This window comes from Flavobacterium anseongense (genome assembly GCF_021608185.1).
GTDB classification, from domain to species: domain Bacteria; phylum Bacteroidota; class Bacteroidia; order Flavobacteriales; family Flavobacteriaceae; genus Flavobacterium; species Flavobacterium anseongense.
Window position 1 is genome coordinate 1 of sequence record NZ_JAKIHN010000005.1, and the last position, 15,095, is coordinate 15,095.

15 protein-coding genes are annotated in these 15,095 nt (G+C 39.3%); all 15 read right to left on the reverse strand.

Going from position 1 to position 15,095, the window contains the following annotated elements; translation table 11 throughout:
* Positions 1-65 precede the first annotated feature (65 nt).
* The 15 genes from L1S35_RS08095 to L1S35_RS08165 all read right to left on the reverse strand — a co-directional run bounded on the left by L1S35_RS08095 (position 66) and on the right by L1S35_RS08165 (position 14,952).
* Positions 66-863, reverse strand: coding sequence for a M48 family metallopeptidase (locus tag L1S35_RS08095; RefSeq protein ID WP_236399087.1), 798 nt, complete (start codon positions 861-863; stop codon positions 66-68).
* Positions 860-1,291, reverse strand: coding sequence for a magnetosome magnetite crystal formation protein family (locus L1S35_RS08100; RefSeq protein ID WP_236399091.1), 432 nt, complete (start codon positions 1,289-1,291; stop codon positions 860-862). The genes L1S35_RS08095 and L1S35_RS08100 overlap by 4 nt, the downstream gene beginning before the upstream one ends.
* The gene (locus L1S35_RS08105) at positions 1,288-1,692 is read right to left on the reverse strand and encodes a DUF2752 domain-containing protein (RefSeq protein WP_236399096.1); all 405 of its coding nucleotides are present in this window, start codon (positions 1,690-1,692) and stop codon (positions 1,288-1,290) included. The genes L1S35_RS08100 and L1S35_RS08105 overlap by 4 nt, the downstream gene beginning before the upstream one ends.
* Before the next feature lie 3 nt (positions 1,693-1,695).
* The gene (locus tag L1S35_RS08110) at positions 1,696-2,034 is read right to left on the reverse strand and encodes a TM2 domain-containing protein (protein ID WP_236399099.1); all 339 of its coding nucleotides are present in this window, start codon (positions 2,032-2,034) and stop codon (positions 1,696-1,698) included.
* Between the two features lie 60 nt (positions 2,035-2,094).
* Positions 2,095-2,493: a VOC family protein gene (locus L1S35_RS08115; protein ID WP_236399102.1), complete on the reverse strand. Its 399-nt coding sequence runs from the start codon at positions 2,491-2,493 to the stop codon at positions 2,095-2,097.
* A complete protein-coding gene (locus L1S35_RS08120; RefSeq protein ID WP_236399105.1) occupies positions 2,483-2,884 on the reverse strand; it encodes a hypothetical protein in 402 nt (133 codons plus the stop codon). Before L1S35_RS08120 ends, L1S35_RS08115 begins: the two co-directional genes overlap by 11 nt.
* The gene (locus L1S35_RS08125; protein ID WP_236399108.1) at positions 2,871-3,830 is read right to left on the reverse strand and encodes a 2-hydroxyacid dehydrogenase; all 960 of its coding nucleotides are present in this window, start codon (positions 3,828-3,830) and stop codon (positions 2,871-2,873) included. Before L1S35_RS08125 ends, L1S35_RS08120 begins: the two co-directional genes overlap by 14 nt.
* Positions 3,831-3,960: 130 nt before the next feature.
* Positions 3,961-5,196: a M20 family metallo-hydrolase gene (locus L1S35_RS08130; RefSeq protein ID WP_236399111.1), complete on the reverse strand. Its 1,236-nt coding sequence runs from the start codon at positions 5,194-5,196 to the stop codon at positions 3,961-3,963.
* 226 nt (positions 5,197-5,422) lie between these two features.
* Positions 5,423-6,691 carry an NAD-dependent dihydropyrimidine dehydrogenase subunit PreA gene (gene preA / locus L1S35_RS08135; protein ID WP_236399114.1) on the reverse strand — a complete coding sequence of 423 codons (1,269 nt, stop codon included), beginning with the start codon at positions 6,689-6,691 and terminating at the stop codon, positions 5,423-5,425.
* Between the two features lie 4 nt (positions 6,692-6,695).
* Positions 6,696-8,081 carry an NAD(P)-dependent oxidoreductase gene (locus L1S35_RS08140; RefSeq protein ID WP_236399117.1) on the reverse strand — a complete coding sequence of 462 codons (1,386 nt, stop codon included), beginning with the start codon at positions 8,079-8,081 and terminating at the stop codon, positions 6,696-6,698.
* A 30-nt stretch (positions 8,082-8,111) separates the two neighbouring features.
* Positions 8,112-8,978: a nitrilase-related carbon-nitrogen hydrolase gene (locus L1S35_RS08145; RefSeq protein ID WP_236399121.1), complete on the reverse strand. Its 867-nt coding sequence runs from the start codon at positions 8,976-8,978 to the stop codon at positions 8,112-8,114.
* Positions 8,979-9,057: 79 nt separating this feature from the next.
* On the reverse strand, positions 9,058-10,440 hold the full coding sequence (gene hydA / locus L1S35_RS08150) for a dihydropyrimidinase (protein WP_236399123.1): 1,383 nt from the start codon (positions 10,438-10,440) through the stop codon (positions 9,058-9,060).
* A gap of 77 nt (positions 10,441-10,517) precedes the next feature.
* Positions 10,518-11,963, reverse strand: a complete 1,446-nt coding sequence (locus L1S35_RS08155; protein WP_236399126.1) for an NCS1 family nucleobase:cation symporter-1 — start codon at positions 11,961-11,963, stop codon at positions 10,518-10,520.
* A gap of 22 nt (positions 11,964-11,985) precedes the next feature.
* Positions 11,986-13,338, reverse strand: a complete 1,353-nt coding sequence (locus L1S35_RS08160; protein ID WP_236399129.1) for an aminotransferase class III-fold pyridoxal phosphate-dependent enzyme — start codon at positions 13,336-13,338, stop codon at positions 11,986-11,988.
* A gap of 156 nt (positions 13,339-13,494) precedes the next feature.
* The gene (locus L1S35_RS08165; RefSeq protein WP_236399132.1) at positions 13,495-14,952 is read right to left on the reverse strand and encodes a CoA-acylating methylmalonate-semialdehyde dehydrogenase; all 1,458 of its coding nucleotides are present in this window, start codon (positions 14,950-14,952) and stop codon (positions 13,495-13,497) included.
* Between the last annotated feature and the right edge of the window lie 143 nt (positions 14,953-15,095).

A 15,095-nucleotide genomic window follows, 5' to 3' on the forward strand; every position in this document is an offset into this window, starting at 1 on the left:
ATAGATTTATGTTAAAGACGTAAAAGTATTTGAGAATAAAAAGATTGAATAAATAAACTCCTGTCTTATTTCCCAACTTGTTCCTGAAAATTTTTCCAGTCTTTTTCTGAAAGCGTTTGTTTGTTTTTTAGTTTCTTGCCTTTGATATAGTCCAAAATATATTTTGCTCGCTCTTCCGATTCCGGATGATCGGCAATCCAATACATCGCTTTATCAATAGTGCTGTCTTGTGCCATTTGATACATAAAATCAGCCATTGGTTTCGGGTTGATATCGGCTTCCATCATATACTTCACACTGCTAATATCCGCTTCTTTTTCGAGAGATCTGTCATAAGCAGAAGAGCTAAGTGTTTTCAGGATTTCTCTTGCCATTTGCCCGCCTTTTGAACCGCCTGCAGCTGTTAACAATACCGAATAACCAATTTCTTTGGATAATTTTTTCATCACATGATTTTTTTCGATGTGTGCAATCTCGTGCCCTAAAACTCCTTGCAAAGCTTCCTGTCTTTTGCAATCTTCAATCAATCCTGTGTAGACTACCAAATGATTATTTGGCAAAGCAAAAGCATTGATTTCATCGTTTTTTATAATATGAACTTTTAATGAATCCTGTTCAATATCATTCGCGTCGCAAAGAGGTTTAAGCAATTTATCCAGTGATTTTGTAATGGTATCGTTGTAAACAATATCTTCGGTATCTTCTATTTGATTCCAAATCATATCGCCAAGTTTATGTTCCAAAGTTGTAGTTCGTTCTTTTACTTTGAACAACTTCATAAAATCAATTTGGGAGAATCCAAACCATATCAGGAAAAATGCTGATACTATGAGTAATGCCTGTAGAAAGGTTTTCTGAATCATTTTCTGCAAATTAAGTTAGTAAGATTTCCGAAGAATAAAAACTGAACATGTTTCCCTTTACGGACTTGGACAGCGGCATAAATCGTAGAAAAAATCTCTAAAAGATTAAATAAAATCACAGCAAAAATATAGGCGAAGTATTGATTGCTCACTCTTTCATCGGTAAAGAGAATTGACATGGTCCACCAAAAACTAGCACTGTTAATTCCTAACAAAGCTAATTGTGAAAACAAAGATTGGGTACAATGCCAACGCACAAAATAAGTGCCTTTCCTATTGGCTAAAAAGAAAAAGAACGTTGCTAATAAATTAATAATCGGCAAAGGCAGTCCGGCGATAAGTGCAACCAAAGACATCAAATAACTGTTGGATGCTTTTTCGCATTCGTGCTCGCTTGGTTTGTAGGCAAAAATAGTCTCTTGTATCATAAATGTTTGTATATATTCCAAATCCAATTGAAAAGTACCAGTAGTATCAAAATCGAGGCAAGCCAAGGTTTTCTGATAATAGTTTCTGCTTTTTTATAAGTTCTAAAAAAACTTTCTTTCTTGAGAATGATATCTATCAATACCCAAAAAGGGAAGAGTATCATCGCTATAGCAACTAGTATTCCAAACGGATTTAGAAGCAACGATTCTATAATTTTCCCTTCTAAAAGCAAAGTTACAGCCCGAGTTGTTCCACAAGATGGACAAGGATAACCTGTCACATTTTTAATGATACAAACTCGGAATGTTTGACTTTGTAATATATGAATGTTGTAAAAAAGATAAATAAATCCAGCTAAACAAGCTATAAGCAACAAGGAATATAACTTATTTCTGGTCATTTATTAATAGAATGCATTTTGGAAAGTTTCCATGTTTTTTTCACGGGTAGCGCCCATGATTAAGAACCAGTCAATGATTGCCCAGATTCCTAAACCACCGCAAGTCAATAATTTTCCAACTCCCATTCCGGTATCTCCAATCATAAAACGGTCAATCCCTAATTGTCCTCCTAATAGTGATACAATTAATGATGTTGTTGGTTCCTTAAATTGCATAGTCTGAACTAATCCCCATTTTGATTCGTCTAAACTTAATAATTTCTCTCTGATTGCGTTTAAATGATGTGCTTCAAAATACTTTGCATTGGTCATCATAAACATGTCAACTTTTTGTGCGTCCATAATACGTTTGGTTTTTTAAGAGTTATGTTTTGTTTTTTTATTTGACTAAAATATAAAAAATTATAAGAAAGCGCTATCAATTGGTTCCCAAAGTTCAATTTTATTTCCTTCCGGGTCTAAAATCCAGCCGAACTTTCCGTAGTCATACGATTCCATTTCGCCTACAATGGTTACTCCTTCTTCTTTTAAAACTTTTAGCAAGGCTTCTAAATCGTGCACTCTATAATTCATCATGAATGGTTTTTCGCTTGGCGCGAAATAATTCGTCTTCGCTTCAAACGGTGACCATTGTGTAGAACATTCGTTTCCGTCTTTGTCTTTCCACCAGAATGTCCAGCCATAAGAATCGACCGGAATACCGAGATGCGTTTTGTACCATTCCTTAATGGCATTTGGGTCTTCGCATTTGAAGAAAAAGCCACCCAAACCTGTTACCCTTTTGATGTCTTTACTGCTCATTAGTTGCTCTTTTAAAAAAGATTGTTGCGGCTAATAATAACAAAATCCCTTCTATAGTAAAAGAAACCATTCCGTCAATATGACCTGAAATAGATGTACATAAAACTCCGAAAACACTCAATCCAATACCTAACAAAAGCACTTGAATTCGCGATTTAGTATCGCCGCTTTTTATCGGTTTTGCCAAAAACAGCATCCAAACTCCGGAAAGTAACATCATGATTGATGAATACAGCCAAATCATTTGCATACCGTTGATTGCCGCTCCGTTTATTTCTCCTTTTTGGATGTGTTCCAATACTGCCGGAAATCCAAAAAAAGCATGTGGAATAAAGCTTAAGCAGGCAATTACTCCAACTATCGAAACCAAATAATAACTAATCTTGTTCATATAATTTAATGATTTTATCCACGATAGTTTGTGCCAGTTTTTGATGACTTTCAAATGTCCAGCCCGCGACATGTGGTGTTAGTAAAACGTTTTCTGATTTAAGTAAATATTCAAATGCTTTAGGTTTTTCACTGTCGATAAAAAGATTTTCGAAAGATAATTTTTCATATTCTAAAACATCTAATCCGGCTCCAAGAATTTTTCCTGATTCTAAAGCAGTCACCAAATCATCCGTCACCACATTTTTCCCTCTTGACGTATTGATAAACCAAAATGGTTTGGCAAAGGCATTAATGAAATTGGTATTAATCATCTTATCCGTTTCCGGTGTCCATGGAATATGCAGACTCAACACATCGGCTTTAGCTTGTAATTCTGATAATGAAACTTGCTTGGCATTATCGTCGCCTATATTTGGTAGAATATCATAGCACAAAGCTTCAACATCAAATCCCCGGAGTTTTTTGGCAAATGATTTTCCCATATTCCCATAACCAATAAGCCCGACGGTTTTGCCTTCGAGTTCATAACCTCTGTTTCCTTCCCGAATCCAATGTCCATCGCGAACTAATTTATCGGCTCGGTTTAGTTTGTTCATCAATGACAAAAGCATTCCTAATGCATGTTCCCCAACGGCATTTCTATTTCCTTCAGGAGCGGCAATCAGATGGATGTTTTTTGCTTTTGCATAATCACAATCTATGCTTTCCAAACCGGCACCAACCCGGGCAATGAATTTAAGATTGGTTGCTTTATCGATAAAATCTTTGTCGATTTTAAATCGGCTGCGGATAACGACTCCGTGATAGTTATGACTTTTGGCTTCTATTTCTGATTTGGATGAAGTAAAATCGGCTTCGTTTTGAAAACCGGCGCTTTCCAATTGTTCCCACAACAAAGGATGATTGCTGTCGATGTGAAGTATTTTGACGTCTTTATTGGACATAGTTTTGTGTTGAAAAAGTAAAGATAACATTTATTGAAAGACACTGAAACGAGTTCAGCGTAAAAAAAAGCCACCAAATTTCTCTGATGGCTAAAGTTGAGGTTGTATGGCGTGCAATAATTTTTGGTCTTTATTTTTTCAACACTTGAGTTACTGTACCTAATAAAACATTGGCACCAATGGCTAAATCTTCGTATGAAGAATATTCCAATGGATTGTGGCTGATGCCGTCTTTGCAACGCACGAATATCATTCCGTAATCGCAGGCATACGACAATGCTAATGCATCGTGGAATGGTCCGCTCATTAATTCAATTTCATCCAATTTTAGTTTTTGACATTCGGCATGGATGATTTCTTTAATCCAATCGGCACAGTAACGCGGATCGCTTTTGGTATCTTCCGAAATGGAGTAAGTCAATTGATGTTTTTTGGTAATAGATTCTATTCGGTAGCGCAATTGTTTTTCGTAGCGATTTCTTCTTTCCAAATCGATGTCACGCAAATCAACGGTAAAGGTTACTTCTTCCGGAATAATATTTCTTGATGCCGGAAAAATGTTAAGTGTTCCAACGGTTCCAACGGTTGGGTTTCCCGGAACCTGAGTAGCAATTTCGTTAACAGCAACAATGATTTCGGCGGCGCCTACCAAAGCATCTTTACGAATCGGCATCGGAACAGAACCTGTGTGACCGGCCATTCCTTTGAGTTTAACGGTCCACCACAATGGTCCGGAAATTCCGGAAACGACTCCAATTGGTTTGTTCGCTATATCTAAGACCGGACCTTGCTCTATGTGTAATTCTAAGAAACAAAAAATGCTTCCCGGTTTGTATTCTGATTCTTTGAATTTGGTGATATCGCAACCAAAATCCTTTAAGGCTTGTTCACGTGTGATTCCGTCCTGGTCATTTCTTTGCAATTCGCCTTCTTCTAGTTTTCCTAAGATTCCGCGTGAGCCAAAAAGTCCTTTGTTGAAACGCCAGCCTTCTTCATCGGCAAATGAAATGACTTCGATTGGTCTTTCGGGAACGATACCGTTGTCATGCAATGTTCTTACGACTTCGATGGCACATAACACTCCGGCAACCCCGTCGAATCTTCCTCCATAAGGTTGTGAATCGAGATGAGAACCCATCATTAAAACGGGCATGTCCGGATTTTCCCCTTCTAATCTTCCGATAAGGTTTCCGAAATTATCTATGCGTGTTGACATTCCGGCTTCTTTCATCCAAGACGCGGCAATTTCAAATCCTTGTTTTTCCAATGCTGTGTGCGCAGGACGACAAGTTCCGGTTTCTCCTATTTTACCTATTTCAGACATTGCTTCAAAGTAAGATTGAAGACGAGTTGGGTTTATATTCATTTATAGTTTCTATTTTAAAGTGTTTGCGTGAGATTTGATATTAAGAGGAGGACAGCCAGTGGCTGTCAGGTATTTTACGTTCTTAATTTATCTCAATTTCTAAATTATTATTGTTTGCGTGAGGGATTGCAGTGGAAATCCTTTTTTAATTGCCACGGGTTTAAACCCGTGGCAATTAAAAAAGATTGTAACGGAAAGCCCGACCCGAAGGGGCACGCCCAAAAAATTAATGATCGTTTAACGGACGACCTTCTCTTTGCCAGTCTTTCCAGTTTACATACTCGGGAGCCACGCGGTGTTCGACCATTGTGATGCAATCGTCCACCGGACAAACCAGTTTGCACAAATTACAGCCCACGCATTCTTTCTCGTTTACCGTATAATTGTTGTATGGATTGCCTCTTTCTATATTGATAGATTGGTGTGATGTGTCTTCGCAGGCGATGAAACACAGTCCGCAGTGGATGCATTTGTCCTGATCGATGTTGGCGATATGGTGATAGTTGATGTCTAAATCTTCCCAATGCGTGATTTTTTCTACTGATTTTCCAATGAAATCGGTGGTTTTTTGGAAGCCTTTTTCGTCCATCCAATTGTTTAAGCCTTCGCACATATCTTCGACGATTCGGAAACCGTGGTTCATAGCTGCGGTACAAACTTGGACTGAAGTAGCTCCCAAAAGCATGAATTCGACAGCATCTTTCCAGGTGCTTACACCACCTATTCCGGAAATCGGAACTCTTGAAGCAATTGGATCTTGTGCCACTGTCGTTAACATTTTCAAGGCGATTGGTTTTACGGCCGGTCCGCAATAACCACCAAAAACACTTTGTCCGGCAACATACGGATTTGGTACCAAAGTATCTAAGTCAATTCCAGTAACGCTTTGAATGGTGTTGATTAAACTCAACGCACTTGTTCCACCTTGAACTGCTGCCTGCGCCGTTGGCACAACCGAATGTACATTTGGCGTAAGCTTTGTGATTACGGGAATTGTAGCTTTTTCCATTACCCATTCGACTACCATTTTGGCAATTTCAGGGTCTTGTCCAACGGCTGCTCCCATTCCACGCTCCGTCATTCCGTGAGGACAGCCAAAGTTTAATTCGAAGCCCATTGCTCCGGCATCTTCTGCTTTCATGATAAGTTCGTGCCACGATTTTCTGTCGTTATCCGCCATAAGCGAAACAATCATCGCTCTGTCCGGGAACATTTTTACGACTTCATAGATTTCTTTTAGATTGATTTCTAATGGTCGGTCGCTGATTAACTCAATATTGTTGAAACCCATCATACGTTTTCCGCCATAATTGACTGATGAATAACGCGAAGAAACGTTCTTAACCTGTGAGCCTAAAGTTTTCCAAACTACACCGCCCCAGCCTGCTTCGAAGGCACGGACAACGTTTATTTTTTTATCTGTTGGTGGCGCACTCGCCAGCCAAAATGGATTTGGAGATTTTATTCCTAAAAAATCGGTTGATATATCTGCCATAATTCTAGTTGTTAAAAGTTGGTTTTAATTCGGATTCGATGATGTAATCCGGTGAAATAATGCTTTTCAAAATTGCTGCGGCTCCGTCTTTTCCTGCCTGAACAGCGTCTACGACTTCCTTACCACCGTTAACACAATCGCCCCCGGCGAATACTCCAGCCAATTTGGTAGCTGATTTTCCGCTAACCGTAATTTTTCCATTATTGTTTTCGATATTATTTGAGTTGACCAAAGAACTGAAAGGCATTTGCCCTGCTGCCTTGATAACCATATCAACATCGAGTGTAAAAGTTTCGCCTGAAACAACCGGACTTCTTCTTCCGCTGGCATCTGGTTCTCCGAGTTTCATTACATCGCAAACCAATTGGGTTACTTTTCCGTTTTCGCCTTTGATTTCTTTTGGAGCGGCCAGCCAGGTTATTTTACAACCGTCTAATTTGGCAATGTCTAATTCTTTTTGGGTACATGGCATTTCGGCTTGTGTTCTTCTATATACTAAAGTCACATCGGAAGCTCCTAATCTTTTGGCTTGGGTTGCTGCATCGATAGCGGTCATCCCCATTCCGATTACGGCTACTTTATCACCGACTGCAATTTTAGAATAATCGTTATCGCGTAATTCGTAAATGAATTTGATGGCGTCTTCAACACCTTCTAAATGTTCACCCGGAATATCTAACTGACGTGCCAATCCCACTCCAAATGCCATATAAACGGCATCGTAGTTTTTCTGTAAATAATCGAGCGTTACATCTTTCCCAAATTCCTGATTGTATTTGATTTCGATTCCGCCAATAGATGTGATATAATTCACCTCATCTTCACAGAACTCTGGTGTTACTTTGTAGGCTGCAATTCCGTAGGTCATTAGTCCGCCACCTTTGGCTTCTTTTTCGTAAATCGTTACATCTATTCCTTCACGGCTTAGGGTGTGTGCGCAGCTCAATCCGGCTGGGCCGGCACCAACAATCGCAACTTTCTTTCCTTTGGAAGGTTTTCTGTCAAATAACTGCCAGTTGTTAGCCATAGCTTTTTCGGTAGAATAGCGTTGCAAACGGGCAATGTTGATTGGCTCTTCGTGCATCATATTGTACACACAAGCGCCTTCACATAATTTTTCTACCGGACACACTTTACTGCATCCAGCTCCCATAATATTAGAAGCAAAAATGGTATGTGCTGAACCTTTAAGGTTTTCTGTGGCGATTTGTTTGATGAATTTTGGTACGTTAATCGATGTCGGACATGATTTCATACAAGGCGGATCGTAACAGAACAGGCAACGGTTTGCTTCTGTCAAAGCTGCATCTTTGGTTTCAAACGGCGGATGAATATCGGCAAAGTTCTCCTGATATTCAGACGCTGTTAATCGGTTATTTTTAATACTCATATTTTGGTTGGTTGGTTTTATATTAATATTTTATAACTGTGTAATTTCGCCATAGGTTTCCGGTCGACGGTCTCGATAGAATTGCCATTTGCCTCGAATTTGCTCTATTAAATCCAAATCAAATTCGGCAACCAATAATTCATCTTTATCTTCGGAAGCGCAGGCGAAGATTTCTCCTAACGGATTCACAAAATAAGACGTTCCATAAAAGCGGCCTAAGTTCCATGGTTTTTCAATTCCGACACGGTTGATGCACCCCATAAAATAGCCATTGGCTACGGCATGTGCAGGTTGTTCAAGTTTCCATAAATATTGGGATTGTCCAACGGTTGTGGCTGATGGATTGTAAACGATTTCGGCACCATTTAATCCCAAGCATCTTGCTCCGTCAGGGAAATGACGGTCGTAACAAATGTAAACGCCGACTTTGGCGTATTTAGTCTGAAAAACTGGATAGCCTAAATTACCTGGTTTGAAGAAATATTTCTCCCAGAAACCACCTGTTTGCGGGATATGGTTTTTACGGTATTTGCCCAGATAGGTTCCATCTGCATCAATTACTGCGGCGGTGTTGTATAAGACTCCGGCTTGATCTTTTTCATACACCGGAACGATGATTACCATGTTGTATTTTTTGGCGTATTCCTGCATTCTTTCTGTAGTTGGACCGGGAACACTTTCTGCCGAAGCATACCAAGCGCTGTCTTGTCCGGGACAGAAATAAGGTGTGTTGAAAATTTCCTGAAAGCACAAAATCTGAACGCCTTGCTTTCCGGCTTCTTCGATATATGGAATATGCTTTTGCAGCATTGCTTCCATGATTTCGGGAATGGTTCCTTCGCCTTCTGTTTTAGCTAAACTCAATTGTATCAAGCCTGATTTTACTATTCTTGCCATTTTTGTTGCTAGTTGATAGTTGACGGTTGATGGTTATTTTGTCTTTCCGACAACAAACAACTTTCAACCAACAACCTAATTATATTTTCCCTTCTACTTTATTTCGTTTTACAAATTGGCCATAGCCTTTTTGCACTTTACATTCATTATTATCAATTACTACTTTGCCTCGAAGCAAGACGGTTTTTACTTTTCCGGTTAATTCCCAGCCTTCGTAACCGCTGTAATCTACATTCATGTGATGCGTCTTTGCCGAAAGCGTATGTTTTTCATTCGCATCAAACAATATAATATCAGCATCACTACCAATGGCAATTGTTCCTTTTTTAGGGAACATCCCGAATATTTTTGCTGCATTTGTTGAAGCGACTTCTACATATTTATTTAAAGTAATTCTGCCTTTGTTTACACCTTCGCTGAAAAGCAATTCCATTCTGTTTTCGATTGCCGGATGACCATTTGGAATTTTAGAGAAATCGTCTTTTCCCATGAGTTTTTGTTCCCACATAAACGGACAATGGTCGGTAGCAACTACTTGCACTAAGCCTTGATTCAATCCAGCCCAAAGGGTTTCCTGATCCTTCTTTTCTCGCAATGGTGGCGACATTACCCATTTGGCTCCTTCAAAATTTTGTTCGTACAAACTAGCATCCAAAACCAGATACTGAATACAGGTTTCTACAAATACATGTTGATTTCTTCGTGTTGCAAAACGCACTGCATTTAATGCTCCTTCACAAGTTAAGTGAACAATATAACCCGGACAGCCTGTATAATCTGCCATATCTGCAAAACGACTGCTCGCTTCAGCTTCGGTAACTTCGGGTTGTGATAGATAATGATATAATGGAGATAATTTACCTTCTGATTTGTGTTTGGCTATTAAAAAATCGATCATATCGCCATTGGTTGCGTGAACGTTGATTAATCCTCCGTGCTTTTTTACTTCCTGCATTAGTCCAACCATTTGGCGGTCATCAATCATTAGTGCTCCTTTATAAGCCATAAATGTTTTGAAAGAGGTGATTCCTTCGACTTCTATAAAATGCTGGATTTCTTTTTTGGTTTCCTCGTTGAAATCGGTTACTGCCATGTGGAAACTATAATCTCCAACTGCATTGTTATCGCTTCTCCCTTTCCATTCCTGCAAAGCCGAGTTCAAACTTTTTCCTTGTGTTTGTAAAATGAAATCGATAACCGTTGTCGTTCCGCCAAAAAGGGCGGCACGTGTTCCTGTTTCGTAATTGTCACTGGAATACGTTCCCATAAACGGCATGTCTAAATGCACGTGAGGGTCAATTCCGCCTGGCATTACTAATTTCCCTGAAGCGTCGATAACCGTATCTGCAGTCACATTTAAGTTTTTACCGATGGCTGAAATCGTTTCGCCTTCAATATAAATATCCGCTACATAATCATCGGTAGCGGTTATAATTCTTCCGTTTTTAATTAAAATACTCATTTTATTTAGTTTCTGAGTCACTGAGTTCCTGAGTTCCTGAGTTTCCGAGCTATTTACTTAGCTACTCAGTCAATCAGCTACTTAGCCACTCTGTTTTTCATTAATAACCAGTAAACAAATCCACTTAAGGCAAAGCCAACGAACCAGGCATAACTGTATAATCCGATTAACCAACCTGGAAACATATCTGCTGGAAATACTTTTATGGTTGTGAAAAATCCGGGAACGTTTGGTATAATTCCAATTATCAATGCGATAATTGCACTGAAATTAAACCCTTTTGAAAAGGAATAAATTCCATTTGTATTGTACAAATCATCAACTACTAAGGTTTGTTTTCGAACAAAATAGTAATCGACTATCATGATTCCGCCAACTGGTCCAAGTAGGCTTGAATAGCCGACTAACCAAGTGAAAATATAGCCTGTTGGGTCAGCGATTAATTTCCATGGAAATATTAGAATTCCGATAATTCCTGTGATATAACCGCCTTTTCTGAAATCGATTTTTGATGGAGAAAGATTCGCAAAATCATTTGCCGGACTAACAATATTTGCGGCTATGTTTGTAGCCAATGTTGAAATCGCAACTGCTATCATTGCAACGCTTACTAATAGTTTACTATCAAATTTTCCTGCTAAAACTACAGGATCCCAAATCATGGTTCCGAAGACAATTGTTGTTGCTGAAGTTACCACAACTCCAACAAAAGCAAATAAAGTCATCGATGTTGGCAAACCATAAATCTGTCCTTTTATCTGTGCTTGTTGCGATGTTGCATATCTTGTAAAATCGGGAATATTTAACGACAACGTTGCCCAAAATCCCACCATTCCGGTTAAGGCCGGAAAGAAGAAAGTGAAGAAATCGGTAGTATTGGTAAATTTTGATGGTGTGTCTAAAATTGGTCCCAAACCGTGTGCTGCACTTAATGCCCAGAATAATAAGGCAAGTGCTGCGACCGGTAAAAAGATGGCTTTGAAAACCAATAATTTTCGGATGCTGTCAACGCCTAAATACACTACATACATATTCAGTAGCCAAAACAAGATGAAACAAATTGCCGGTCCGGTTTGTAATCCCCACGAATCAGGGAAGATTTGTGGTAAGGTTTCTATTGATGGAATCCATAAACGCGCCATTTGGAATAGGGCAAATCCGCCAATCCAGGTTTGAATTCCGAACCATCCGCAGGCTACAATCGCCCGAAGCAAAGCCGGAATATTAGCACCCGCTGTTCCGAAACTTGCTCTGGCAAAAACTGGAAACGGAATTCCGTATTTAGCTCCGGCGTGACCGTTTAAAATCATGGGAATCAAAACAACGGTGTTTCCTAAAAATATGGTTAGTATTGCCTGCCACCAATTCATTCCGCCTTCTATCAAAGAACTCGAAAGCATATACGTTGGAATACAAAGACTCATGCTTATCCAAAGTGCTGCGTAATTCCATGTTGTCCAAGTTCGCTTTTCGTTCGAAATTGGAGCCAGGTCTTCACTATACAAAGAGGAATTTGTATTCATCGGTCTTCTGATTGGTTGAATTTTATACTAAAGCTTCGTCTGAAATTTTTAAGGCTTCGCTGATAATCGCTAATCCTTCGTCAATTTGATCTTTGGTTACACACAATGGTGGCGCAATGAAAATATAACCCCAACGCACAAAGGTGTACATTCCTAATTGTCTAATCTTAGCTGCTATTTGATTGGATACTTTCATATCATCAGCAGTTGCGTTATAAGGTGCCATTAATTCGCCTGTAGCTTTGTTTTTTAAAACGTCTAAACAGCCCAAAAGGCCAGTGTTTCTGAATGCTCCCATACTTGGATGATGACTTCTCATTTCCTCGATTCTGGACTCTAAATAGGTCGACATTTCACGAGTATTCTCAATCAGTTTGTCACTTTCGTAGATGTTGATTACTGCCAAAGCCGCAGCTAATGCAACCGGATGACCGTTATAGGTCAAGCCAATCATCATTGGTGTGTTTTCAAATTTTTCCGCAATCCTATCCGAAACCATCAAACAGCCTAATGGAAGATAGGATGAAGTCAATCCTTTTGCCATACAAACCATATCGGGAACGATGTCATGGTTTTCGAAACCGAACCATTTTCCGGTGCGACCGAAACCACTCATAACTTCATCGGCTATGAATAAGATTCCGTACTTTTCACAAAGTGCTTTTACTCCTTTTAAATATCCTTTTGGATAATGAAGACAACCTGAAGAACCGCTTTCGCCTTCAAAAATGAAAGCTGCAATATTGGTTTTCCCTTCTAAATGAATTACTCTTTCGACATATTCCAAACTCAAACTCAACTTGGTAGCATTGTCTAAATCTTTCATCCCGAAGAAATAGTAGGGATCGTCTAAATGAACCGCATTGGGCATTTGTTGCGAATCATTTGCTAATTTTCTTGGATCTCCACCAACGGTCATTCCACCGATTGAACCTCCGTGAAAAGCTCTGTATCTTCCTATGATTTTGTGTCTTCCTGTATACAATCTTGCCAGTTTGATAGCGTTATCAATTGATGAAGTTCCACATAACGTGTAGAATGCTTTGTTCAAATCACCCGGACAGATTTCAGCTAACTTTTTAGATAATTTCGCTCTGATTTCTGTCGTACAAGATGGTGTTACATAGCTCACTTTTTGCATTTGTTCAACAACTGCATCGGTCACACGTTGGTCACCATGACCAATATTTACCGACATCAAACCCGAAGAAAAATCGATTATTCGGTTGCCGTCATAATCGTATAAGTAAACGCCTTCGGCTCTTTCTATGGCAATTGGGTTCACGGGAGCTTGTGCTGACCATGAAAACAAACTGTACTCTTTGCTGTCTTTGATGATTTGTTCTTTCGTCATTTCTTGTTCTTTCGTAATCATAATATTCTTTTCTATTTGAAATTTCTTAATTAAGTAATTGCCCTAGCCCCGATAGGAGCAAGTATCCTTTTTTGTTGAGATTCCTCCTTCGTCGGAATGACAATCGTGGTAAACAAAAAAGATACTGCGGATAGCGGGATTAGCTTCTAAAAATTATTAACTCATCCAGTTAACTCCTGCTTCGGCATTCCACTTGATGGTGCTTTTCTTTAATTTGGTCCAAAACTCGATTGAGCTTTTTCCTGTGATATCACCAACACCAAACTTACTATCGTTCCAGCCACCAAAGCTGAAAGGTTCTCTCGGAACAGGAACTCCAACGTTCACACCAATCATTCCGGCACTTGCCTTGTCGATGATGTAACGTGCCATTCCACCATTTTGGGTGAAGACACTTGCGGCATTCCCGTATGGATTTTTATTTTCGATGGCTAGAGCTTCGTCAACGGTTTTGGTTCTGATAATTGAGATAACCGGGCCGAAGATTTCTTCGCGAGCTACACTCATATCAGGTGTAACATAATCGATAACGGTTGGCCCGACATACGTACCTTTTTCTTTTCCGGCAACCTTAGTATTTCTGCCATCGACTAAGATTTTAGCGCCGTCTTTTTCAGCCTGACTGATATAACTTTCGATTCTGTCCTGTGATTCTTTATTGATAACGGCACCCAGATTTTGACCCGGAACTATTTTACGAGCTTCGTCGCAGATTTTAGAAACAATGTGATCAACATCACCAACGCCGACCATAGCAGAAGCTGCCATACAACGCTGACCTGCGCAACCCGACATTGAAGCCGCTACGTTTTGAGCGGTCATATCCGGAATGGCATCAGGCAAAACCATTAAATGATTTTTTGCACCTCCCAGAGACAGGCATCTTTTCAGATTTTGTGTTGCTCTTTGATACACGATTTTTGCCACTTTGGTTGAGCCGACAAATGAAACTGCTTCAATTTTTGGATGATCGCAGATTGCGTTTACGATATCTACATCACCATGAACTACGTTGAAAACGCCATCAGGCAAACCAGCTTCTTTTAAAAGTTCGGCTAATCTTCCGCAGCTCAAAGGCACTTTTTCAGAAGGTTTTATAATCATGCAATTTCCTAATGCAATAGCGTTTGGAATTGTCCAGTTTGGAACCATTGATGGAAAGTTAAACGGAACGATTGATGCTACAACGCCAAGTGGTACGTGCTCGGTTCTGCATTCTACACCTTTACTTACTTCTAATAATTCGCCTTGAACTAATTGTGGTAATGAAGTGGCAAACTCGGTAAGCTCAATACATTTTTCTATTTCGGCTACTGATTCGCCGTATGTCTTTCCGTTTTCTTCGCTACATAGTTCAGCTAGTTCTTTTAAGTTTTTTTCCAATAAGGTCTTGTATCTGAAAAATACCTGAACTCTTTCCTTAATTGGTGTTTTGCTCCATGCCGGAAATGCTGCTGCTGCTGCTTTTACCGCATCGTCTAAATCTTTTGCAGTTGACATTGGAACGGTTGATAAATAAGTTCCGTCTAAAGGTGAAATTACATCCATTTTTTTTGAGGTCGACGCATCTACAAATTTGCCTCCGATGTAATTCTGAATTGCTGAATATTTCATTTATTTTTATCTTGTTTTGTTATTTTAAAAAATTCGGAACATCTAATTTGATTAATTAATTGTAATAAAAAAAATTATTTTTTACTTTTTTTGTTAAAAATGCAGTTTGCTTTCATTTTTGATAATTTTTACACCTATAAATT

Bases quoted from the DNA above. Each gene is read 5' to 3' on its own strand.
- L1S35_RS08095 (WP_236399087.1), bottom strand. From the start codon at position 863: ATGATTCAGAAAACCTTTCTACAGGCATTACTCATAGTATCAGCATTT.
- L1S35_RS08100 (WP_236399091.1), bottom strand. From the start codon at position 1,291: ATGATACAAGAGACTATTTTTGCCTACAAACCAAGCGAGCACGAATGC.
- L1S35_RS08105 (WP_236399096.1), bottom strand. From the start codon at position 1,692: ATGACCAGAAATAAGTTATATTCCTTGTTGCTTATAGCTTGTTTAGCT.
- L1S35_RS08110 (WP_236399099.1), bottom strand. From the start codon at position 2,034: ATGGACGCACAAAAAGTTGACATGTTTATGATGACCAATGCAAAGTAT.
- L1S35_RS08115 (WP_236399102.1), bottom strand. From the start codon at position 2,493: ATGAGCAGTAAAGACATCAAAAGGGTAACAGGTTTGGGTGGCTTTTTC.
- L1S35_RS08120 (WP_236399105.1), bottom strand. From the start codon at position 2,884: ATGAACAAGATTAGTTATTATTTGGTTTCGATAGTTGGAGTAATTGCC.
- L1S35_RS08125 (WP_236399108.1), bottom strand. From the start codon at position 3,830: ATGTCCAATAAAGACGTCAAAATACTTCACATCGACAGCAATCATCCT.
- L1S35_RS08130 (WP_236399111.1), bottom strand. From the start codon at position 5,196: ATGAATATAAACCCAACTCGTCTTCAATCTTACTTTGAAGCAATGTCT.
- preA (WP_236399114.1), bottom strand. From the start codon at position 6,691: ATGGCAGATATATCAACCGATTTTTTAGGAATAAAATCTCCAAATCCA.
- L1S35_RS08140 (WP_236399117.1), bottom strand. From the start codon at position 8,081: ATGAGTATTAAAAATAACCGATTAACAGCGTCTGAATATCAGGAGAAC.
- L1S35_RS08145 (WP_236399121.1), bottom strand. From the start codon at position 8,978: ATGGCAAGAATAGTAAAATCAGGCTTGATACAATTGAGTTTAGCTAAA.
- hydA (WP_236399123.1), bottom strand. From the start codon at position 10,440: ATGAGTATTTTAATTAAAAACGGAAGAATTATAACCGCTACCGATGAT.
- L1S35_RS08155 (WP_236399126.1), bottom strand. From the start codon at position 11,963: ATGAATACAAATTCCTCTTTGTATAGTGAAGACCTGGCTCCAATTTCG.
- L1S35_RS08160 (WP_236399129.1), bottom strand. From the start codon at position 13,338: ATGATTACGAAAGAACAAGAAATGACGAAAGAACAAATCATCAAAGAC.
- L1S35_RS08165 (WP_236399132.1), bottom strand. From the start codon at position 14,952: ATGAAATATTCAGCAATTCAGAATTACATCGGAGGCAAATTTGTAGAT.